Origin of the sequence: Oceanithermus profundus DSM 14977 (assembly GCF_000183745.1) — a bacterium.
Taxonomy (GTDB): Bacteria; Deinococcota; Deinococci; order Deinococcales; family Marinithermaceae; genus Oceanithermus; species Oceanithermus profundus.
On record NC_014761.1, the window covers coordinates 607,784 to 628,017 of the forward strand.

18 protein-coding genes and 4 tRNA genes are annotated in these 20,234 nt (G+C 68.4%); 18 read left to right on the plus strand and 4 right to left on the minus strand.

Annotated elements, in window-relative coordinates; genetic code table 11:
* Positions 1 to 53: 53 nt before the first annotated feature.
* The gene (locus tag OCEPR_RS03045) at positions 54 to 1,067 is read right to left on the minus strand and encodes a YeiH family protein (RefSeq protein ID WP_013457236.1); all 1,014 of its coding nucleotides are present in this window, start codon (positions 1,065 to 1,067) and stop codon (positions 54 to 56) included.
* Between the two features lie 81 nt (positions 1,068 to 1,148).
* On the opposite strand from OCEPR_RS03045, the gene OCEPR_RS03050 reads away from it, so the two are divergent.
* Together OCEPR_RS03050 and OCEPR_RS03055 are read left to right on the plus strand one after the other, a co-directional pair.
* A complete protein-coding gene (locus OCEPR_RS03050) occupies positions 1,149 to 2,090 on the plus strand; it encodes a tRNA dihydrouridine synthase (protein WP_013457237.1) in 942 nt (313 codons plus the stop codon).
* Between the two features lie 487 nt (positions 2,091 to 2,577).
* Complete coding sequence (locus tag OCEPR_RS03055) at positions 2,578 to 3,093, plus strand: inosine/xanthosine triphosphatase (RefSeq protein ID WP_013457238.1); 516 nt, start codon at positions 2,578 to 2,580, stop codon at positions 3,091 to 3,093.
* On the opposite strand, the gene OCEPR_RS03060 is transcribed toward OCEPR_RS03055, so the two are convergent.
* From OCEPR_RS03060 to OCEPR_RS03070, 3 genes are read right to left on the minus strand one after another with little or no spacing between them, the layout of a single operon-like run.
* Entirely contained in the window at positions 3,040 to 3,636 is a 597-nt protein-coding gene (locus OCEPR_RS03060; protein WP_049773483.1) for a DUF72 domain-containing protein, read from the minus strand. The genes OCEPR_RS03055 and OCEPR_RS03060 overlap by 54 nt on opposite strands.
* Complete coding sequence (locus tag OCEPR_RS03065; RefSeq protein ID WP_013457240.1) at positions 3,612 to 4,346, minus strand: alpha/beta hydrolase; 735 nt, start codon at positions 4,344 to 4,346, stop codon at positions 3,612 to 3,614. The genes OCEPR_RS03060 and OCEPR_RS03065 overlap by 25 nt, the downstream gene beginning before the upstream one ends.
* 2 nt (positions 4,347 to 4,348) lie before the next feature.
* Positions 4,349 to 5,290, minus strand: coding sequence for a ribose-phosphate diphosphokinase (locus OCEPR_RS03070; RefSeq protein ID WP_013457241.1), 942 nt, complete (start codon positions 5,288 to 5,290; stop codon positions 4,349 to 4,351).
* Between the two features lie 210 nt (positions 5,291 to 5,500).
* Here OCEPR_RS03070 and OCEPR_RS03075 point away from each other — a divergent pair, with 210 nt between their 5' ends.
* From OCEPR_RS03075 to rpoB, 16 genes are all read left to right on the plus strand, one after another.
* Complete coding sequence (locus OCEPR_RS03075) at positions 5,501 to 8,119, plus strand: sensor domain-containing protein (protein WP_013457242.1); 2,619 nt, start codon at positions 5,501 to 5,503, stop codon at positions 8,117 to 8,119.
* Positions 8,120 to 8,276: 157 nt separating this feature from the next.
* On the plus strand, positions 8,277 to 10,703 hold the full coding sequence (gene lon, locus OCEPR_RS03080) for an endopeptidase La (protein ID WP_013457243.1): 2,427 nt from the start codon (positions 8,277 to 8,279) through the stop codon (positions 10,701 to 10,703).
* Positions 10,704 to 10,852: 149 nt separating this feature from the next.
* A complete protein-coding gene (locus OCEPR_RS03085) occupies positions 10,853 to 11,497 on the plus strand; it encodes a DUF4388 domain-containing protein (protein ID WP_013457244.1) in 645 nt (214 codons plus the stop codon).
* Positions 11,498 to 11,707: 210 nt separating this feature from the next.
* Positions 11,708 to 11,783 (plus strand) — tRNA-Thr (locus OCEPR_RS03090).
* A 13-nt stretch (positions 11,784 to 11,796) separates the two neighbouring features.
* Positions 11,797 to 11,882 (plus strand) — tRNA-Tyr (locus OCEPR_RS03095).
* 3 nt (positions 11,883 to 11,885) lie between these two features.
* Positions 11,886 to 11,961: transfer RNA gene (locus OCEPR_RS03100), tRNA-Gly, on the plus strand.
* A gap of 5 nt (positions 11,962 to 11,966) precedes the next feature.
* A tRNA-Thr gene (locus OCEPR_RS03105) sits at positions 11,967 to 12,042 on the plus strand.
* Between the two features lie 70 nt (positions 12,043 to 12,112).
* Complete coding sequence (tuf, locus tag OCEPR_RS03110) at positions 12,113 to 13,330, plus strand: elongation factor Tu (protein WP_013457245.1); 1,218 nt, start codon at positions 12,113 to 12,115, stop codon at positions 13,328 to 13,330.
* 71 nt (positions 13,331 to 13,401) lie between these two features.
* Positions 13,402 to 13,566 (plus strand): 50S ribosomal protein L33, encoded by a 165-nt coding sequence (rpmG, locus tag OCEPR_RS03115; protein ID WP_013457246.1) that lies wholly within the window; start codon positions 13,402 to 13,404, stop codon positions 13,564 to 13,566.
* A gap of 2 nt (positions 13,567 to 13,568) precedes the next feature.
* Entirely contained in the window at positions 13,569 to 13,751 is a 183-nt protein-coding gene (gene secE, locus OCEPR_RS03120; RefSeq protein WP_013457247.1) for a preprotein translocase subunit SecE, read from the plus strand.
* Positions 13,748 to 14,317, plus strand: coding sequence for a transcription termination/antitermination protein NusG (nusG, locus tag OCEPR_RS03125; protein ID WP_013457248.1), 570 nt, complete (start codon positions 13,748 to 13,750; stop codon positions 14,315 to 14,317). The genes secE and nusG overlap by 4 nt, the downstream gene beginning before the upstream one ends.
* Before the next feature lie 44 nt (positions 14,318 to 14,361).
* Entirely contained in the window at positions 14,362 to 14,796 is a 435-nt protein-coding gene (rplK, locus tag OCEPR_RS03130) for a 50S ribosomal protein L11 (protein ID WP_013457249.1), read from the plus strand.
* Positions 14,789 to 15,478, plus strand: a complete 690-nt coding sequence (gene rplA, locus OCEPR_RS03135; RefSeq protein WP_013457250.1) for a 50S ribosomal protein L1 — start codon at positions 14,789 to 14,791, stop codon at positions 15,476 to 15,478. Before rplK ends, rplA begins: the two co-directional genes overlap by 8 nt.
* Before the next feature lie 216 nt (positions 15,479 to 15,694).
* The gene (gene rplJ, locus OCEPR_RS03140) at positions 15,695 to 16,222 is read left to right on the plus strand and encodes a 50S ribosomal protein L10 (protein ID WP_013457251.1); all 528 of its coding nucleotides are present in this window, start codon (positions 15,695 to 15,697) and stop codon (positions 16,220 to 16,222) included.
* 24 nt (positions 16,223 to 16,246) lie between these two features.
* A complete protein-coding gene (gene rplL / locus OCEPR_RS03145; protein ID WP_013457252.1) occupies positions 16,247 to 16,627 on the plus strand; it encodes a 50S ribosomal protein L7/L12 in 381 nt (126 codons plus the stop codon).
* Positions 16,628 to 16,854: 227 nt separating this feature from the next.
* Entirely contained in the window at positions 16,855 to 20,229 is a 3,375-nt protein-coding gene (gene rpoB / locus OCEPR_RS03150) for a DNA-directed RNA polymerase subunit beta (protein WP_013457253.1), read from the plus strand.
* Positions 20,230 to 20,234 lie beyond the last annotated feature (5 nt).

Sequence of the window (20,234 nt, forward strand, 5' to 3'; positions counted from 1 at the left end):
CGCAGCGAGGGGGCGGCCACGAGCCGCCCCCTCGAAGCCTTCCCGAGGGGGCGCTAGATCGTGAAGCGGCCCGCGAGCCAGTGCACCAGCAGGTAGCCCCCGCCCAGCAGCCAGACGTACATCGCGCCCGCCAGCAGCAAGGGCTTCGCGCCGGCCTGGCGGAACTTGTCCAGTCCCGTTTCCATGCCCAGCGCGGTCATGGCCATGGTGAGCAGGAAGGTGTCGAGTACGTTGATCTCGCGCACCCAGGCGTCCGGCAGCCAGTGCAGCGAGTGGAACGCCGCCACGCCCACGAAGTAGACCGCGAACCAAGGCACCTTCACCCGGCCGCGGCTCCTCACGGCCACGCCCAGCATCAGCAGCAGCGGCACCAGCAGCATCACCCGGGTCATCTTGACGATGACGGCGCTGTCCGTGGCGGCCGGGCTCACCGCGCTGCCGGCGCCCACGACCTGCGCCACCTCGTGAACCGTGGCCCCGACGTAGAGCCCGTAGGCGGCGGGGTCCATCTGCAGCACGCCGGCGCGAAACAGCAGGGGGTAGAGGAACATCGAAAGGGTGCCGAAAAGAACGACGGTGCCCACCGCCACCGCGCTCTTGTAGGGTTTGGCGTCGAGCGTGGCCTCGGTGGCCAGCACCGCCGCCGCGCCGCAGACCGAGGAACCCGAAGCGGTCAGCAGGGTGGTGTCCCGGTCCATACGCAGCAGCCGCACCCCCACGAAGGCGCCGATCAGAAAGGTGGTGGCGAGCATGAAGGTCGACACAATCAGGCCCGGAGCCCCCACCTGGGCGATTTGCTGGAAGGTAATGCGAAAACCGTAGAGCACCACGGCAAGGCGCAGCAGCGTCTTGGCGGAGAACTGGATGCCCGGCACCCAGGTTGCGGGCAGGTGGCCCCGCAGGGTGTTTGCGTAGAACATGCCCAGGACGATGCCGACGATCAGCGGACTGAGCCGCAGTGCGGCGACCGGAGGCCAGGCGCTGATCTGAAAGGCAGCGAGCGAAAATAGCGCGACGAAGAGAAGGCCGTGGAAGGTGTGCGGGGCGTTTTGGCGGCTAAACGGCATGGTGCAAGTCCTCCTGCATACCCGCAAAGCATAACGCCGGAGGCCTCAACGAAAGGTCAACGCAGCCCGTAGAATCGACGGGTGCGCGAATGGCCGCTCTCCCCAAACGATGACGGGGCGGTGCTCGCCCCCATGGCCAGCCTCACCGACGCGCCCTTCCGGCTCGTCAGCGAGCGCTTCGGGGCGCTGTGGGCGGTGGGGGAGATGGTCATGGCGGGCTCGCTGCTGCAGGAGTCGGTGGAGGGGTGGCGGCTCTTGCGGCTCCACCCCGAGGAGCGTTCGCGGGTGGTGCAGCTCGCGGGCGCGGACCCGGGCGAGGTCGCCCGGGCCGCGGCCCGGGTACGGGAGCGGGTGGGCCCCCGCGCCATCGACCTGAACATGGGCTGCCCCATGCCCAAGGTGACGGCGCGGGGCGCGGGGGCGGCGCTGATGGACGACCCCGCGCGGGCGGCACGCATGGTGGCCGGAGTGCGCGAAGCGACCGGCCTGCCGGTGAGCGTGAAACTGCGGCTCGGGTTTTCGCGGGCGAACGCGGTGGAGGTGGCCCGGGCGCTTGAGCAGGCCGGGGCGGCGCTGCTGCGCGTGCACGGGCGCACGGCGCAGCAGCGCTACGGGGGCCGGGCCGACTGGGACGCGGTGCGCGAGGTGGCGCGGGCGGTGCGGATTCCCGTGGTGGGGACGGGCGACGTGCGCAGCGTGGAAGACTACCGCGCCCGCCGCGGCCTGGGGGTGGGCGCGGCCGTGGCGCGGGGCGCGCTGGGGCGGCCGTGGTTCTTCGCCGAGGTGCGCCGCGAGCGGGTGGACGCCGCCGCGCGGCGCGCGGCGGCCCGGGAGCACCTGAGCCTCCACCTGGCGTGGTACGCGGACCGCGGCGAGGTCTGGGCGCTGCGCGCCTTTCGCGGGCACCTAAAGGCCTACCTGAGCGCGGCCCCGGCCGAGGTGCGCGCCCGGGCGCTGGCGCTCGAGCGGGCGGAGGAGGTGGCCGAGGTGCTGGGGGCGTGGGTGGGTGTAGGTGGTACGTAGTACGTAGTACGTAGTACGTAGTACGTAGTACGTAGTACGTGGTGTGCTGTAGGGGTGAACTGCGTGTCCGCCCGTAGCGACGTAACTGCGGTCGGTTACGGCGAATGCGCGCCAACCTCGCTCGAACGTCCGGTAACGGTATGGGAGGGTTTGAAACCCTCCCCTACCGGCTTGCTTTTCGGCAATGAAATCTCGGTCATTCGCGCGGCGTGGGTCCCGGAGGCTCCCGGGTCCCGGCAGCTGTGCCGCCTTCACCGGGGACATGGGAAAAGCAGGAGGTAGGGGGTGGGGTGAGAGGTGGGGAAGGCGGTTATATTTTCGAATGGCCTATGAAGGAGTTCGGTGGCGGGATAACGAACACGAAACTCGGTGTTCCCACTTCCCACTTCCCACTTCCCACACCCCATATCCTGGCCCAGCCAGCCGTTCGGGCCCCGAGTGATGCGCTGGGGTCTTGTCGCTGCGCCCGGCCGGTAGACTGGGGGGCGTGGAAATCGCCCTGGGGAGCACGAACGCGGTCAAGGTGCTGGCTCTTCGGTGGGCGCTCGAGCGCCTGGGGCTCGACGTCGAGCCGCGCCCGGTGGAGGTGCCGAGCGGCGTGGCCGCCCAGCCCCTGAGCGAGGCCGAGACCGTGGCCGGGGCGCTGGCGCGCGCCCGGGCGGCGCGCGCGGCGCTGGGGGCCGCGCTGGGCGTGGGCATCGAGGGCGGGGTGGACCTGGAAGGGGGCTGGGTCGTCAACGTGGCCGCGGTGGACGACGGCGCGCGCAGCGCGCTTGGGCGCAGCCCCGGGGTGCGGCTTCCGGCCGACTGGCTGGCGGCGCTAAGGGCGGGGGAGAGTCTGGGCGAGCTCATCGAGGCCCGTTACGGCCCCGAGGCACGGGCGCTGGGGGCGATGGGCGTCTTCACCGGCGGCGCGCTCACCCGCCAGGAGGCCAGCGCCCAGGCGGCGCTAGCCGCGCTCGGCCGTTACTTCGCGCTGGTGGCGGAGGGCGGCGGCGAGTGAGCTGAAGTAGGCGTAGCCGGGTAGGTTCGGCAGCGGCGGGCGGTCGAGCGTGTACTGCCAAGCGCCGGGCCGGTTCACCGCGGTCCAGCCGTAGGGTTCCAGCAGCTCGCCGAGCTTCTCTTCGACCTCGAAAGCGTAGTCGCCGGGGAGCTCGAGCTCCGCGAGCAGAGCCAGCCACTCGCCGAAAGCCGCCGGGTCGGTACCGGTTGGCACCGCGAAGCGCACCCCGCCGCGGGCGCGGCCCAGCCGTTTGTGGCGGCGCAGGAAGCGGCGCAGGCCGCGGCGCTCCGCGCCGCCGGGGCGGTAGGTCAGGTAGCGGGGCGCGACCCAGGAGTAGACGAAGCCCCGCGGCGCGTAGGCGCGCCAGCGGCCGACCACGTCCCAGTCGGGCACGCGGCGGTAGGTCTGGGTCAGCTCGATCGAGTTGAAGCGCTCGAAGTAGCGCCGGCGGCGCTGCCGGGGCGAGAGCCCCGCCCAGTCGCCCTCGCTCGGCCAGCCCGAGGTGCCCAGGTAGAGCATCAGCGGCTCCAGTAGGCCAGCCACCCGGCGGCCTGCTCCAGCATGACCTCGGGCAGCTCGTGCCCCACGCCCTCGAAGACGATCCGGGCCAGGCGTCCGTCGCGTTCCTTGTAGGCGGCGCGCAGGGCGGCCACCGTCTCTTCCATCCGCGTCGGCGGCACCACCGGGTCGCGCGCGCCGTGCAGGTGCAGGATGGGCGTGGGCGGGTAGGCGGCGGCGCGGGTGACGGGCGGGTTTTCGTAGGCCTCGGCCCACTCGGGGTGGGCCTTTACGAAGTCGGGCGGGGCGTCGAGCGGGAAGCCGCTGGAGATCAGGATCGCCGCCGCCTGCGGACGCAGCAGCCCGCGCGAGATCAGCTCGTGCCAGACGTAGCCGCCCATGCTCGCGCCCGCGGCCAGCAGCGGCAGGCCGGCGAGCTCGGAACGCGCGGCCAGGGCCGCGGCCAGGCGGGGCAGCTCCGCGGTCTGGGCGGCGATCGCCCGCACCACGCCCTCGAGGTAGTTTTCGCGGTCTTTCGGGTCGAAGCGCCAGCGGTCCTCGGCCCGCTCGCCGTGCAGCGGCGCGTCGGGGTGGACGGTGGCGAGGCCGCGGGCGTGGAAGGGCGCGGCCAGGCGGGCGGTGCGCTCCTTGGAGCCGCCCGCGCCGTGCAGGAACAGCACCCAGCCCCGGGGCCGCTCGGGCAGGGCCAGGATGAGCGGCACGCCTTCCAGGTAGAGGCGTTCCTTGACGGCCATGGCTAGTTGAACAGCGCCGAGATGGACTCGCCCCGGTGGATGCGGTCGATGGCCTCGGCGAAGAGCGGGGCCACCTTCATCACCCGCAGCTTTTCGGGTAGGGGATCGGGCGGGGCGCAGGTGTCGGTGGCGGCGACCGTCTTGATGGGGCTCTTCGCGATGCGCTCGAGCGCCGGGCCCACGTAGACCCCGTGGGTCACCGCGGCGTAGACCTCGCGCGCGCCGGCGTCCAGCACGGTTTCGGCGGCCTTGACGAGCGAGCCCGCGGTCGAGACCTCGTCGTCGATCACCAGGGCGATCTTGCTCTTCACGTCGCCCACCAGGCCGCGCGCCTCCACCTCGGTGTCGGAGAGGCGCTGCTTGTCGATGAAGGCGAGCGGCGTGCCCAGCCTGCGCGCCAGCGCGCTGGCGCGCTTGATGTCGCCGGCGTCGGGGGCCACCACCACGGCGTGCTCCAGGTCCTCGATCTGGGTTACGAAGTGGTTGGCGATCACCATCTCGGCCGAGAGGTGGTCCATGGGCACCTTGAAGAAGCCGTGCACCTGGGGCGAGTGCAGCGTCATGGTGAGCACCCGGTCGGCGCCCGCGGTCTGCAGCAGGTCGGCCACCAGCCGCGCGGCCACCGAGATGCGCGGCTCGTCCTTCTTGTCGCTGCGGGCGTAGGAGAAGTAGGGGATCACCGCGGTCACCCGGTGCGCACTCGCCCCCTTGGCGGCGTCGATCATCATCAACAGTTCGAAGAGGTGGTCCTGCACCGGGGGCGTGAGCGATTGCACGATGAAGACGTCGGCCTCGCGCAGCGACTCCTCGAAGCGGACGAAGAGGTTGTCGTTCGCGAACTTCTCGGTGCTGCTGCGGCCCAGCGGCAGTTCCAGGTGGTGGGCGATCTCGCGCGCGAGCGCAGGGTTCGACTTCCCGGTAAAGACTTTCAGGGGACGGTTCATGCCGGCAGGTAGCATATCACACCCCGGCGCGGCGCCCGGCGACGGATTTGACCCTTTGCTGACGTGAAGCAGGGGTAGATTTGGGTTAGTGTAAGGGTTCGCTACCGTGTTCCTTGGGTTACATTGTTTGGAAACTGCACGATGTGAACGTAATTATGGGCTACAATAGGCGTAAATCCACCGTGCGGCCATGCTCGGATGGGAGGTGTGGTGGGCAGGAGCTTCGAGTTCGTTCGTAACCTCTGGTGGCGCTTCCGCAGGCGGTTGCTGCCCCCCTTTCACCTGACCCCGGGCGAGTGGGCGATCCTTTCCCGGAGGCTTCCGGTCGTCGTCTATCAGGCCCTGGCCGACGAGCAGGGCACCACCCTCTTCGCCGCCGGAGCCATCGAGTCCATGCTGGGGTACACCGCCGCCGAGTGGGTGGGGCGTCCCGACGCCTGGTACGCGAGCCTTCATCCCGACGACCGCGCCAAGGTCATGCAGGCGCTGGCGCGGCTGGCCCCCGGAGCTTCGGTCGAGATCAGCTACCGCATGCGGCACAAGGCCGGGGACTGGCGCTGGATCCGCGACACCGTGACCCTGTTCGAGGCGGCCCCCGGCCGGCGGTACTACCTGGGGGTAATGACCGACGTCACCCACGAAAAGGAGCTCGAGCAGGCGACGATGGAGTCGTCGGTCTTCCTCGACGAACTGCTGCGTTCGGGTCCTTGGGTGCTCTACCGCCTCGAAGGGCCCACGCAGCGCATCGGCTACCTCTCGCCCAACGCCCGCAACGTCCTGGGGCTGGACGCGGAAGAAATCTTGGGGCACACCCCCGAGCACCTCGTCGAGCGGGTGCACCCGGAGGACCGCGGCCTTTTCCGCCGCCACTTCGCGCTGCTGCGCCAGGCGGGCGGCGACCAGACGCGCGTGCGCTTCCGTCTGGAGTCGGGCGAGTACCACTGGATCGCGCTGCACGGACGCAGGGCCGCAGGCGACCCCGAGGTCTACCTGGGCTACCTGATGGACGTGGAGGAGAAGGCCCGGCACGAGCAGTGGTCGCGCATGAACGCCGAGCGGCAGCGGGCGCTCTACGACCTGGGCAGCCAGGCCTGGGAGACGACCCAGCCCGAGCGCTTCTTCGAGAAGGTGGTCGAGGTGCTCGACCGCATCCTCGAGCCCGACTACGTCTCCATCATGGAGCACGATCCCGAGAACCGCAGGATGGTCGTGCGCGCCGGGAAACGGGTCCCCGTGGGAACCACCTTCGAACTCGACCGTTCCCAGGCCGGCTTCACCCAGAAGCTCAACGAGGTGGTGGTCGCGCACGACCTGCGCAACGAGCGCCGCTTCCCGGTGCCCGAGCGCCTGCTCGAATGGGGCATCCGCAGCACCCTGAGCGTACCGATCCCGGGGCGCCGGGCGCCCTACGGGGTGCTCGGCATCGGCTTCAAGGATCCCCGGCGAATGGACGAGAACACCGTTCGCTTCGTGCAGCAGGTCGCCCAGCTGATGGGTCAGGTGCTCCGCTACCGCAAGGTGATGGACGACCTCGAGTTCAAGGCCTACCACGACGACCTCACCGGCCTGCCCAACCGCCGCGCCCTCTACCGGCACCTGTCGTACCTGCTCTCGAACGCCGAGGTCTCGGGGGCCGTGGCCTTCCTCGACCTGGTGGACTTCGGCGAGGTCAACGACACCTGGGGTCACGAGACCGGCGACCGTCTGCTGCGCTATGTGGGCTCGCGCCTCCAGGCGCTCGCGCCCGTCGGGGTATGGGCCGCGCGCTGGGGCGGCGACGAGTTCGTGGTCGTGCTGGTCGGCGACGATCCGCGGGCCCTGCTGGAGCAGGCGCTCGAGCACCTGAGCGCCTCCACGCCGCTGGGCGAACACCGGATCCGGCTCTCGGCACGCGCGGGCATGGTGCGGTTCCGCACCTTCGGCTCCGACGCCGAAACCCTGCTGCGCCGGGCCGACATGGCCCTGGCCGTCGCCAAGGAGAGCAAGCGCGAGGTCTACGAGTACGAGGCGGGCCTGCAGGAAAAGGCCGCGGAGCGGCGGGCGCGCGTCGAGGCGTTGCGGAGGGCCATGGAGGACGGAGAGGGCGGGGAGCTGTACCTGCACTTCCAGCCCGTCGTCAACCCCGAGGGGCGGTACGTCGTCGCCGCCGAGGCGCTGTTGCGCTGGCGCGACCCCCGCACCGGCGAACAGATCTCCCCGGCCGAGTTCGTGCCCCTGGCGGAGCAGTACGGCCTGGCGGTCAAGCTCGACGCCCGGGTGCTGCGCATGGCTCTCGACGAGGGGCTGCGATGGCTCGAGCGCTGGGGGGAGGCGGCGCCCCGGCTCTCGGTCAACGTCTCGCCCGAGAGCATCCTCGACCCCGCCTTCACGGCCAGCCTCGAGGAGCTGCTGCAGTCGACCGCCTACCCTCCAGAGCGCTTGACGCTGGAGATTACCGAGCGCATCATCGCCGACGTCGAGCACACCCGCGGCCCCCTCACCCACCTGCGCGAGCTCGGCGTGCGGATCGCGGTCGACGACTTCGGGACCGGATACTCCTCGCTCGCCTACCTGGCCTACCTCGCCGTCGACATCCTCAAGGTCGACCGCGCCTTCACCCGCGACATCGGCAAGAACCCGCGCACCGAGGCGGTGCTGCGTTCGATCTTCGCCCTGGGCGGCAACCTGGGGCTGCAGATCACCATCGAGGGCGTCGAGGACGTGCGCCAGCTGGAGTGGCTGCGGCGAACGGAGTGCGACTGGGTGCAGGGGTTCGGAATCGCCCGCCCCATGCAGGCGCAGGCCTTCACCCGCTGGCTGGACGACTTCCTGGCCTGCAACCGCGATTGAAAATCACTAGACCTGAGAATAAAATTGCGGTAAAATTTGACAAGGGTAGACTAAACTTATGAGCGATTTTGAACACGAACAGCCTTCAACCCTTCAGGCCGACCCCCAAGGGGCGGACCTAGAAACCAGCGAAACCACGGACGAAAGGAGGTCCGAGATGCAGATTCCCGAACGCGTTCCCGTCGTCCCCGTTCGCGGCTCCGTCATCTTTCCGACGATGGTCATGCCCATCGACGCGGGCCGCCCCGTCTCGGTGCGCGCCATCGACGCCGCGTTGAACGGCGAGCGGGTCGTGTTGATCGTCAGCCAGCGCGACAAGGAGGTCGAGTCGCCCGAGGCCGACGACCTGTACAGCGTGGGCACGCTCGCCAACATCCTGCGCATGCGCAAGAACCCCGACGGTTCGGTGCAGATGTTGGTGCAGGCCTTCGCCCGCGCCCGCGTGCGGCGTTACGAGGGCGCCGAGGGTTACCTGACCGCCGAGGTCGAGCCCATCCAGGACGTGCCTGGCGACGAGGTCGAGGTGCGCGCCCTCTTCCGCGAGGTGCAGGAGCGCTTCGCCGCCATCCTCAAGGAGGGCAAGTACCTGAGCCCCGACGTGGCCCAGTACATCCAGAAGCTGGAGGACCCGAGCCAGCTCGCCGACTACATCGCCTTCCACATGGACTTCAAGCTCGAGGACAAGCAGAAGATCCTCGAGATGGCCAACGTCGCCGAGCGCCTGCGCCGGGTGCTGGTGCTGCTCGACGCCGAGCTCGAGCTGATCGAGACCCAGCGCCGCATCCAGCAGCAGGTCAAGGAGGAGATCGACCGCAACCAGCGCGAGTACTTCCTGCGCGAACAGATGAAGGTCATCCAGAAGGAGCTCCACGGCGAGGAGGGCGAGGAGGAGGTCGAGGAGCTGCGCCAGCGCATCGAGGAGCTGAACCTGCCCGAGAACGTGCGCAAGGAGGTGGACCGCGAACTCGGCCGCCTGGCGCGGATGCACCCCGACTCGGCGGAGGCGGCGGTGATCCGCACCTACCTCGACTGGATCGTCAACCTGCCCTGGAACACCCGCACCGAGGACAACCTCGACATCGAGCGCGCCAAGCAGATCCTCGACGAGGACCATTACGGCCTGGAAAAGGTCAAGGACCGGGTGCTCGAGTACCTGGCCGTGCGCAAGCTCCGCTACGAGCGGGCCAAGCGCGGCGAGATCCCGGCCGAGGAGGTCAACAAGGGCCCGATCCTGCTCTTCGTCGGCCCTCCGGGCGTGGGCAAGACCTCGATCGCCAAGTCCATCGCGCGGGCGCTGGGGCGCAAGTACGTGCGCGTCAGCCTTGGCGGCGTGCGCGACGAGTCCGACATCCGCGGCCACCGGCGCACCTACATCGGCGCCATGCCCGGCCGGATCATCCAGGGTCTGCGGCAGGCAGGCAGCAAGAACCCCGTCTTCCTCCTCGACGAGGTCGACAAGATGGGGCAGAGCTTCCAGGGCGATCCGGCGGCGGCGCTTTTGGAGGTGCTCGACCCCGCCCAGAACAAGGAGTTCACCGACCACTACCTGGGCGTGCCCTTCGACCTCTCCGAGGTCCTCTTCATTGGCACGGCCAACTTCCCGCAGCTCATTCCGGCGCCGCTAATGGACCGCATGGAGCTGATCGAGTTCACCTCCTACATCGAGCAGGAGAAGCTGGAGATCGCCCGCCGCTTCCTGCTGCCGCGGCAGCTCGAGGAAAACGGCCTGAGCAAGGGTCAGGTCCACATCACCGAGGCGGCGCTGATGCGGCTCATCACCCACTACACCCGCGAGGCCGGGGTGCGCAACCTCGAACGCGAGATCGGCAGCCTGCTGCGCAAGGCGGCCCGCCGCATCCTCGAGGAGGGCAAGAAGCGGGTGCGCATCACCGAGCGCGACCTCGAGAAGTACCTGGGCCCGCCGCGCTACACCCCCGAGGCCGAGGCGCGCGAGCCCCAGGTGGGCGTGGCCACCGGCATGTACTACACGCCGGTCGGCGGCGACATCATGTTCGTCGAGGTGAGCATCATGCCCGGCAAGGGCCAGCTCATCCTCACCGGCCAGCTGGGCGACGTGATGAAGGAGTCGGCGCGGGCGGCGCTCACCTACGCCAAGAAGAACGCCGAGCGCTTCGGGATCGAGCTCGAGAAGTTCGAGAAGTCCGACATCCACATCCACGTGCCCGCCGGCGCCATCCCCAAGGAGGGCCCCTCGGCCGGCATCGCCATCAGTAGCGCCCTGGTGAGCGCCCTCACCGAGGTGCCGGTGCGCCACGACGTGGCCATGACCGGCGAGATCACCCTGACCGGCCGGGTGCTGCCCATCGGCGGGGTGCGCGAGAAGGTGCTGGGCGCGCGCCGCGCAGGCATCCGCGAGGTCATCCTGCCGAAGCAGAACGAGCCCGACCTGCGCGACATCCCGCGCAACCTGCAGCGCGACATGACCTTCCACTTCGTCGAGAACCTCGACCAGGCGCTGGACCTGGCGCTGGTGGGCGGACTTGCCGAGCTCGAGGCCCGGGCCAAGCGCGCCAAGCGCGCCCGCGCGCGCCGGAAGAAGACCCAGCCTGCCGCCCAGGCGTAGGCCCGGCCGCCTCTGCAACCCCCTGAAGCCAGGGGGTTGCTTTTTTTACGGCTGCGCCGGCCATGGAGCGCCCCACCCTAAACAAAATGAACGCAGGCGCACGCGCAACCGGAAATCTTGTAAAATGCACCTGCCCCGGAGGAAAGCGCGTGGCCGTCTTTGGGAACCTCGAACACATCTCGCTGGCCGACCTGCTGCCGCTGCTGGCGACGCAGGAGGGGGCGCTCGAGATCTTCAACGTTCCCGGGCAGCCCGCCGCCACCCTGTACGTCCGCAAAGGCACCCTCTGCTGCCTGCACGTCGCGGGCAAGCCCGTCGACGCCCTGCAGCTGCGCAGCGCCGTCGCCAGGCTGATGCAGGCGCGCAAGGGGGCGTTCGAGTTCCACCCGGGGGTTCGCCCCCGGGGTCCTTCCGTCGTCGTCGGCGTGCCCATTCAGAGCCTGCTGGTGGCGGCCGCGACCTTCAACGACGAGTTCAACGAGGCCCGCGACGTCCTCGCCCACCCCGACACCCTGTTCCGCCTGGTCCGCCTGGAGCCCGTAGAGGACCGGCGCATCGCCCAGTTCCTTGACCGCGCCCGGGTGCTGCTCATCACCGGCGCGTCGGCGCGCGAGATTTCCGAGCGCGCGGGCATCCTACTGGACGACGTTCGCTTCTACCTGCACAAGCTGCGCCAGCTCGGCATGGCCCTGCCCGTACGCGCCCGCACCGAGGCGCTGCCCCCGGTTCGCAAGGGCCTCGTAAAGCGGCTCTTGGGGAGGCTGAGCGAACGCTTCTCGAGGAGGTTCGGTTGAGCGACCCGACCGAAGCGCGGCCCGGCCGTTGCTTTTACGGTGCGGGGCGATCGGGGCCAGCCCCTCGCCGTCGGGTCGGCGAGGATGGGGTCGGAACGGCGGCTCTGGGTCGAGAAAATCCCGCTCCCACGCGGCTTGACACCCCTTTGGGGGTATGATAGCCTAGTCCCTCGGGCAGGGTTCCATCCCCTGCTTTCGAGCGCCCAGGGTGCCACCCTAGCTCAACTGGCAGAGCACCCGACTTGTAATCGGGCGGTTGGGGGTTCGACTCCCCTGGGTGGCTCCAGGAAAACGTCCGTGGGCAGGTACCCAAGTGGCCAAAGGGGACGGTCTGTAAAACCGTTGGCGTATGCCTTCGCTGGTTCGAATCCAGCCCTGCCCACCACCTGCGGGAGTAGCTCAGTTGGTAGAGCATCGGCTTCCCAAGCCGAGGGTCGCGGGTTCGAGTCCCGTCTCCCGCTCCAGGCGTGCTCGCGTAGCTCAGCAGGTAGAGCACACCCTTGGTAAGGGTGAGGTCGCCGGTTCAAGTCCGGCCGCGAGCTCCAAAGGAGGTTCGGACCGCGCCCGTTTGGGCTTCGGCGCAAACGGGCCGGTTCCGACTGCAAGGAGGAAACCATGGCCAAAGGTGTATTCGAACGAACCAAGCCCCACGTCAACGTGGGCACCATCGGTCACGTCGACCACGGCAAGACCACCCTCACCGCGGCGATCACCTTCGCCGCCGCCGCCGCCAACCCCAACGTCGAGGTGGCCAGCTACGAGGAGATCGACAAGGCCCCCGAGGAGAAGGCCCGCGGCATCACCATCAACACCGCCCACGTGGAGTACGAGACCGAGAAGCGCCACTACTCCCACGTCGACTGCCCCGGCCACGCCGACTACGTCAAGAACATGATCACCGGCGCGGCCCAGATGGACGGCGCCATCCTGGTCGTCTCCGCCGCCGACGGCCCCATGCCCCAGACCCGCGAGCACATCCTGCTCGCCCGTCAGGTGGGCGTGCCCTACATCGTCGTCTTCATGAACAAGACCGACATGGTCGACGACCCCGAGCTCCTCGAGCTCGTCGAGATGGAGGTGCGCGAGCTCCTCAGCGACTACGAGTTCCCCGGTGACGACGTCCCCGTCATCGCCGGCTCCGCCCTCAAGGCCCTCGAGGCCCTCCAGGCCAACCCCAACACCCAGCGCGGCGAGAACGAGTGGGTGGACAAGATCTGGGAGCTCCTCGACGCCATCGACGAGTACATCCCCACCCCCGAGCGCGACGTCGACAAGCCCTTCCTGATGCCCGTCGAGGACGTCTTCACCATCACCGGCCGCGGCACCGTCGCCACCGGCCGCGTCGAGCGCGGCAAGATCACCGTGGGCGAGGAGGTCGAGATCGTCGGCCTGCGCCCCACCCACAAGACCGTCGTCACCGGCCTGGAGATGCACCGCAAGATCCTCAACGAGGCCATCGCCGGCGACAACGTCGGCGCCCTCCTGCGCGGCGTCGCCCGCGACGAGATCGAGCGCGGCCAGGTCATCGCCAAGCCCGGCTCCATCACCCCCCACACCAAGTTCGAGGCCTCGGTCTACATCCTCAAGAAGGAGGAGGGCGGCCGCCACACCGGCTTCTTCACCGGCTACCGCCCCCAGTTCTACTTCCGCACCACCGACGTCACCGGCGTCGTCACCCTCCCCGAGGGCGTCGAGATGGTCATGCCCGGCGACAACGTCGAGTTCTCCGTCGAACTCATCAAGCCCATCGCCCTGGAAGAAGGCCTCCGCTTCGCCATCCGCGAAGGCGGCCGCACCGTGGGCGCTGGGGTCGTGACCAAGATTCTGGAGTAACACCGCGGCCCGTGGCGTAGGGGAGGCCTGCACCTCCCCTACGCTGCCGCGCGTAAAGGAAGAGGACCGAGATGGCGAGCGACGTACGCATTAAGGTATTGTTGGAGTGCACCGAGTGCAAGCGGCGCAACTACGCGACCGAAAAGAACCGCCGCAACACCACGGGCAAGCTGGAGATCAAGAAGTACTGCCCCTGGTGCCGCAAGCACACCGTGCACAAGGAAGTCAAGGCGTAGCGATGGGTAAGATCATCACCTACTTCCGCGAGGCCCGGGCCGAACTGGCGCGGGTCAGCTGGCCGAGCCGGGACGAGATCATCCAGTCGACCGAGGCGGTGCTGCTGTTCACGCTGTTCTCGATGACGATCTTCTGGATCTACGATATGGCCTTCGGCGCGGTCATGCAAAGAATCCTGCAATGAGCATCGAATGGTACGCGGTCCACACCTACGTCGGTTACGAGGACAAGGTCAAGGAAAACCTTGAAAAGCGTGCCCGCGCCTTGGGCATGCAGGACAAGATCTTCCAGGTCCTGATCCCGACCGAAGAGATCGTCGAGCACCGCGAAGGCGGCAAGAAGGAGACGGTCTACCGCAAGCTCTTCCCGGGCTACGTCTTCGTGCAGATGGACCTGGGCGACAACCCCGAGGACCCCAACGAAGCCTGGGAGGTGGTGCGCAACACCCCGGGCGTGACCGGCGTGGTGGGCACCAGCGAGGGCGGCAAGTACCGCCCGGTCCCGCTCACCCCCGACGAGGTGCAGCGCATCCTTGAGGTGAGCGGGCTGGCGGGCCGCAAGGAAAGCCCCAAGCCCCAGGTCACCTTCAAGGAAGGCGACGTGGTGCGGGTGGTCAGCGGACCCTTCGCCGACTTCACCGGCGTGGTCAGCGAGATCAACCCCGAGCGCAACAAGGTCAAGGTCCTGGTTTCGATCTTCGGTCGCGAAACGCCTGTGGAGCTGGACTTCTCCCAGGTGGTGCGCGCCTGAAGCAGCGTTCGTACCCCGAACTTCGGGGGAGCTGAGGAGGAAACATGAAAAAGGTCATCGGTTTGGTGAAGTTGCAGCTGCCTGCGGGCAAGGCCACCCCGGCCCCGCCCGTCGGCCCGGCGTTGGGCCAGCACGGCGCCAACATCATGGAGTTTTGCAAGGCCTTCAACGCGGCCACGGCGAACATGGGCGACGCCATCGTCCCGGTGGAGATCACCATCTACGCCGACCGCTCGTTCACCTTCATCACCAAGACGCCCCCGGCCTCCTACCTGATCCGCAAGGCCGCGGGCATCACCAAGGGCGCGTCCAACCCCAGCCGCGAGGTGGTGGGCAAGATCACCTGGGACGACTGCCTGAAGATCGCCGAGCAGAAGATGAAGGACCTCAACGCCGGCTCGCTCGAGGCCGCCGCCCGCCAGATCGCCGGCTCCGCCCGCTCGATGGGCGTGGAAGTGGAGGGGATGCCCGATGCCTAAGCACGGCAAGCGTTACCGCGCGCTCCTCGAGAAGATCGACCCGAACAAGGTCTACACCATCGACGAGGCGGCCAAGGCCGTGAAGGAACTGGCCTCGGCCCGCTTCGACGAGTCGGTGGAGGCCCACATCAAGCTGGGCATCGACCCGCGCAAGTCGGACCAGAACGTCCGCTCCACCGTGGCGCTGCCCCACGGCACCGGAAAACAGGTGCGGGTGCTGGCCATCGCCAAGGGCGAGAAGATCAAGGAGGCCGAAGAGGCCGGGGCCGACTACGTGGGCGGCGAGGAGATGGTGCAGAAGATCCTGGACGGCTGGATGGACTTCGACGCCGTCGTGGCCACGCCCGACATGATGGGTGCGGTGGGCTCCAAGCTGGGCCGCATCCTGGGTCCCCGCGGCCTGCTGCCCAACCCCAAGGCGGGGACCGTGGGCTTCAACATCGGCGAGATCGTGAAGCAGATCAAGGCCGGCCGCATCGAGTTCCGCAACGACAAGACCGGCGTGGTGCACGCCCCCGTGGGCAAGGCCAGCTTCGAGCCCGAGAAGATCGCCGACAACGTGCGCGCCTTCATCAAGGCCGTCGAGCAGGCCAAGCCCGAAGGGGCCAAGGGCACCTACCTGAAGAGCGTCTACCTCACCACCACCATGGGTCCCTCGATCAAGGTGGATCCGCACAGCTGAGCGGCCGCGGCAATTGTGAGCCAGACCTCTTTTCCCAATGGCCGCTCGGGTATACACTCACTATTCGGCACCCCGGTGCGGACTCGTCCGCGCCAGAGCAGGACGCTGAAGACCGCGGGGGGCCGCAGGCCTTAAACATCCCGCCGAGGCGCGAGGGGGAGCGTTTCGAAGCAACCGGTTCGGGGGACCCCCACCCCTGACAGGCAGGAGGAGAACGTGCCGAGTGAACGCAACGTGCAACTGCTGGGACGCCTCAAGGAGATGCTCCAGCAGACGAACGGCTCGTTCTTCCTGGTGAACTACCAGGGTCTCGACGCCAACGAAGAGTTCCAGCTGCGGCGCCAGGTCACCCAGGCCGGCGGCCGCATCTTCGTGGCCAAGAACACCCTGATCCGGATCGCCGTCCGCGACCTAGAGCTGCCCGAGGTGGACGAGGTGCTCAAGGGACCCAGCGCGGTGGTGATCTACGACGAGCCGGTGGCCGTGGCCAAGGCCCTGGTGCAGTTCGCCAAGGAGAACTCCAAGGAGATCCCGCAGATCAAGGCGGGCTTCCTGCAGGGCCAGAAGCTGGCGCCCGAGGAAGTCAAGGCCATCGCCGAGCTGCCGACGCTCGACGAGCTGCGGGCGGAACTGGTGGGCGTGCTGCAGGCGCCGATGTCGGAACTCGTGGGCGTGCTCGAGGGCGCGCAGCGCGAGTTCGTGGGCCTGCTGGACGCGTACGTAAGCAAACAAGAAGCGGCGTAGCCGCACGTTAAAGGAGGAATGAAGATGGCTTTGGACGTAGACGCGATCATGGAGCAGTTGAACGGCGCGACGGTGCTCGAACTCAAGCAGCTGATCGACCGCATCAAGGACGAGTGGGGCGTGGAAGCGGCCGCTCCCGTGGCCGTGGCCGCGGTGGCCGCCGCCGGCGGTGCCGAAGGCGGCGCGGCCGAGGAGAAGACCGAGTTCGACGTGGTCCTCAAGGAGGCCGGCGGCCAGAAGCTCAAGGTCATCAAGGAGGTCCGCGCGATCACCGGCCTGGGCCTCAAGGAGGCCAAGGAGCTCGTCGAGAAGGGCGGCGCCATCAAGGAAGGCGTCTCCAAGGAAGAGGCCGAGGAGCTCAAGAAGAAGCTCGAGGAAGTCGGCGCCGTCGTCGAACTGAAGTAGCGTGCCTCGGCTGGCGGCGCGCCTACGCCGGTAGCCGTCCCACCGGGTGTGCGACTTAGGGGAACGCCGGATCCGGGCAAGGGCCCGGATCCGGGGCTCCCCACCCTTCCGTGTAAGATGAAGACAGCAGCGGATGCCCAGCAAGCGAGCACGATTCGGCCTTTTCGCCCCTGCACCCGCGGGTGCGGGCGACGGGAGGGCGCTGTGGCCCTGCCAGAGGTGAGCGCATGAGGAAAACAAAGCGGTTCGGCAGCATCAAAGAAGTCATCCCCCTCCCCCCGCTGACCCAGATCCAGGTGGACTCCTTCCGCAAGGCCCTGCAGCTGGAAGTGGCCCCGAGCAAGCGGGAAAACTTCGGCCTGCAGGCCGCCTTCAAGGAGGTCTTCCCGGTCGAGGAGAGCGAGAAGGGGCGCGGCGGTCTGGTGCTCGACTTCCTCGAGTACCGTCTGGGCGAGCCCAAGTTCGGGCCCGACGACTGCCGCGAAAAGGACCTCACGTACCAGGCGCCGCTCTACGCCCGCCTGCAGCTGATCCACCGCGACTCCGGCCTCATCAAGGAGGACGAGGTCTTCCTCGGCGACCTGCCGCTGATGACCGACGACGGCTCCTTCATCATCAACGGGGCCGACCGCGTCATCGTCAGCCAGATCCACCGCTCCCCGGGCGTCTACTTCACCCCGGATCCGAACCGCGCCGACCGTTTCGTCGCTGCCGTCATCCCGCTGCCCAAGCGCGGCCCCTGGATCGACCTCGAGTTCGACTCCTCGGGCGCGCTCTTGATGCGCGTCAACAAGAGAAAGTTCCCCGTCATCCTGCTGCTCCGGGTCCTGGGGCACGACGCCGTCAGCCTCAAGAAAGAGCTCGGCGCCTTCCCGGAGCTGCTGACGGGGGTTTTGGACGAGTCGATTTTGGAAATGAGCCCGTCCGAGGCGCTGCTCAGGCTCTTCACCATCCTGCGCCCGGGCGACCCGCCGAAGAAGGACAAGGCGACCTCCTACCTCGTCTCGCTGCTCGCCGACCCCCGCCGCTACGACCTGGGCGAGCCGGGCCGCTACAAGGTGGAGGAGAAGCTGGGCATCAAGCTGCCCAGCCGCACCATCCTGGGCTTCGAGGACGGGGAGTTCAAGGACTACGCCCTGCTGGCCACGATCAAGTACCTGCTCGCGCTCTCCAGCGGCGAAGAGGGTTACGAGGCCGACGACATCGACCACCTCGGCAACCGTCGCATCCGCACGGTAGGCGAGCTGCTCGCCGACCAGTTCCGCATCGGCCTGGGGCGCATGGCCCGCGGGGTGCGCGAGCGCATGATCATGGGCAACCCCGAAGCGGCGACGCCGGCCAAGCTGATCAACAACCGTCCGTTGGCCGCCGCCATCCGCGAGTTCTTCGGACGCAGCCAGCTTTCGCAGTTCAAGGGGCAGACCAACCCCCTCGACGAGATGCGCCACAAGCGCCGCATCTCGGCGCTCGGCCCCGGAGGCCTCACCCGCGAGCGCGCCGGCTTCGACGTGCGCGACGTGCACCGCACCCACTACGGCCGCATCTGCCCGATCGAGACGCCGGAAGGCGCGAACATCGGCCTCATCAACTCGCTGGCCGCCTACGGGCTGATCAACGACCTGGGCTTCGTGATGACCCCCTACCGCAAGGTCAAGAAGGGCGTGGTCAGCATGAACCCCAAGGACGTGGTCTACATGACCGCGACCGAGGAGGACAAGTACACCATCGCCCAGGCCAACACCCCGGTCGACGAGAACGGCCGCATCGCCACCGACCGGGTGGTCGCGCGCCGCAAGGGTGAGCCCGAGATCGTGGACGCGTCCGAGGTCGAGTTCATGGACGTGAGCCCCAAGCAGGTCTTCTCGGTCAACACCAACCTGATCCCCTTCCTCGAGCACGACGACGCCAACCGCGCGCTGATGGGTTCGAACATGCAGGCCCAGGCGGTTCCGGTGATCCGGGCCGAGGCGCCCGCGGTGGGCACCGGGATCGAGGACCGGGTCATCCGCGACTCGCTCACCAGCGTCTACTCCGACGTCGACGGCGTGGTCAAGTACGTGGACGGCGACACCATCGTCATCGAGCAGAAGAACAAGAACCTGCGCGAGTACAAGCTGCGCCGCTTCGTGCGCTCGAACCAGGGCACGACGATCGACCAGCGCCCGCGCGTGAACGTGGGCGACAAGATCAAGAAGGGCGACCTGCTGGCCGACGGGCCCGCGGCCGACCACGGCCGGCTGGCGCTGGGGCAGAACGTGCTCGTGGCCATCATGCCCTTCGACGGCTACAACTTCGAAGACGCCATCATCATCAGCGAGAACCTGCTGCGGCGCGACCACTACACCTCGATCCACATCGAACGCTACGAGATCGAGGCCCGCGACACCAAGCTGGGCCCCGAGAAGATCACCCGCGACATCCCCAACCTGGGCGAGGCGGCGCTGCGCGACCTCGACGAGGACGGCATCGTGCGCGTGGGCGCCGAGGTCAAGGCCGGCGACATCCTGGTGGGCCGCACCAGCTTCAAGGGCGAGACCGAGCCCAGCCCCGAAGAGCGGCTCTTGCGCTCGATCTTCGGGGAGAAGGCGCGCGACGTGAAGGACACCAGCCTGCGCGTGCCCCCGGGCGAGGGCGGCATCGTGGTGCGCACCCTGCGCCTGCGCCGCGGCGACCCGGGCGTCGAGCTCAAGCCGGGCGTGCGCGAGGTGGTGCGCGTCTACGTGGCCCAGAAGCGCAAGCTTCAGGTGGGCGACAAGCTGGCCAACCGCCACGGGAACAAGGGCGTGGTCTCCAAGATCCTGCCCCCCGAGGACATGCCCCACCTGCCCGACGGCACCCCGGTGGACATCGTCCTCAACCCCCTGGGCGTGCCCAGCCGCATGAACCTGGGCCAGATCCTGGAGATCCACCTGGGACTCGCGGCCTACGAGCTGGGCATGGAGTTCATCACCCCGGTCTTCGACGGCGCCAGCGAGGAGGAGATCAAGGAGCTCCTCGACCAAGCCTTCGAGCAGCGCTGGGCCGAGCGCGAGAAACACGGCGTGGGGCTGGACCGGCGCGAGCTGGAGGTGATGGCGCGCGCCGCCAAGATGGGCGTGGTGCCCGAGGATCTCGAGCCCCGCGAGCAGCTCAAGGCGCTGTTCAAACAGGGCAAGGCGGTCCTCTACGACGGCCGCACCGGACAGCCCATCGAGGGCCCGATCGTGATCGGCATCCAGTACATCATGAAGCTCTACCACATGGTCGAGGACAAGATGCACGCCCGCTCCACCGGCCCCTACTCGCTCATCACCCAGCAGCCGCTGGGCGGCAAGGCGCAGTTCGGCGGCCAGCGCTTCGGCGAGATGGAGGTCTGGGCGCTCGAGGCCTACGGCGCCGCCTTCACGCTGCAGGAGATGCTGACCTTGAAGTCCGACGACATCGAGGGCCGCAACGCCGCCTACGAGGCGATCGTCAAGGGGCAGGACGTGCCCACGCCGAGCGTGCCCGAATCGTTCCGGGTGCTCGTCAAGGAGTTGCAGGCCCTGGGCCTCGACGTGGAGACGCTCGACGAGAACGAGCGGGTCATCGACATCTTTGAAGGATTGGCCTCGCGCCGCTAGGGAGG

Coding starts and splice junctions, on each gene's coding strand:
- OCEPR_RS03045 (WP_013457236.1), bottom strand. CDS start 1,067: ATGCCGTTTAGCCGCCAAAACGCCCCGCACACCTTCCACGGCCTTCTC.
- OCEPR_RS03065 (WP_013457240.1), bottom strand. CDS start 4,346: ATGGCCGTCAAGGAACGCCTCTACCTGGAAGGCGTGCCGCTCATCCTG.
- OCEPR_RS03070 (WP_013457241.1), bottom strand. CDS start 5,290: ATGAACCGTCCCCTGAAAGTCTTTACCGGGAAGTCGAACCCTGCGCTC.
- lon (WP_013457243.1), top strand. CDS start 8,277: ATGCAGATTCCCGAACGCGTTCCCGTCGTCCCCGTTCGCGGCTCCGTC.
- tuf (WP_013457245.1), top strand. CDS start 12,113: ATGGCCAAAGGTGTATTCGAACGAACCAAGCCCCACGTCAACGTGGGC.
- rpmG (WP_013457246.1), top strand. CDS start 13,402: ATGGCGAGCGACGTACGCATTAAGGTATTGTTGGAGTGCACCGAGTGC.
- secE (WP_013457247.1), top strand. CDS start 13,569: ATGGGTAAGATCATCACCTACTTCCGCGAGGCCCGGGCCGAACTGGCG.
- nusG (WP_013457248.1), top strand. CDS start 13,748: ATGAGCATCGAATGGTACGCGGTCCACACCTACGTCGGTTACGAGGAC.
- rplK (WP_013457249.1), top strand. CDS start 14,362: ATGAAAAAGGTCATCGGTTTGGTGAAGTTGCAGCTGCCTGCGGGCAAG.
- rplA (WP_013457250.1), top strand. CDS start 14,789: ATGCCTAAGCACGGCAAGCGTTACCGCGCGCTCCTCGAGAAGATCGAC.
- rplL (WP_013457252.1), top strand. CDS start 16,247: ATGGCTTTGGACGTAGACGCGATCATGGAGCAGTTGAACGGCGCGACG.
- rpoB (WP_013457253.1), top strand. CDS start 16,855: ATGAGGAAAACAAAGCGGTTCGGCAGCATCAAAGAAGTCATCCCCCTC.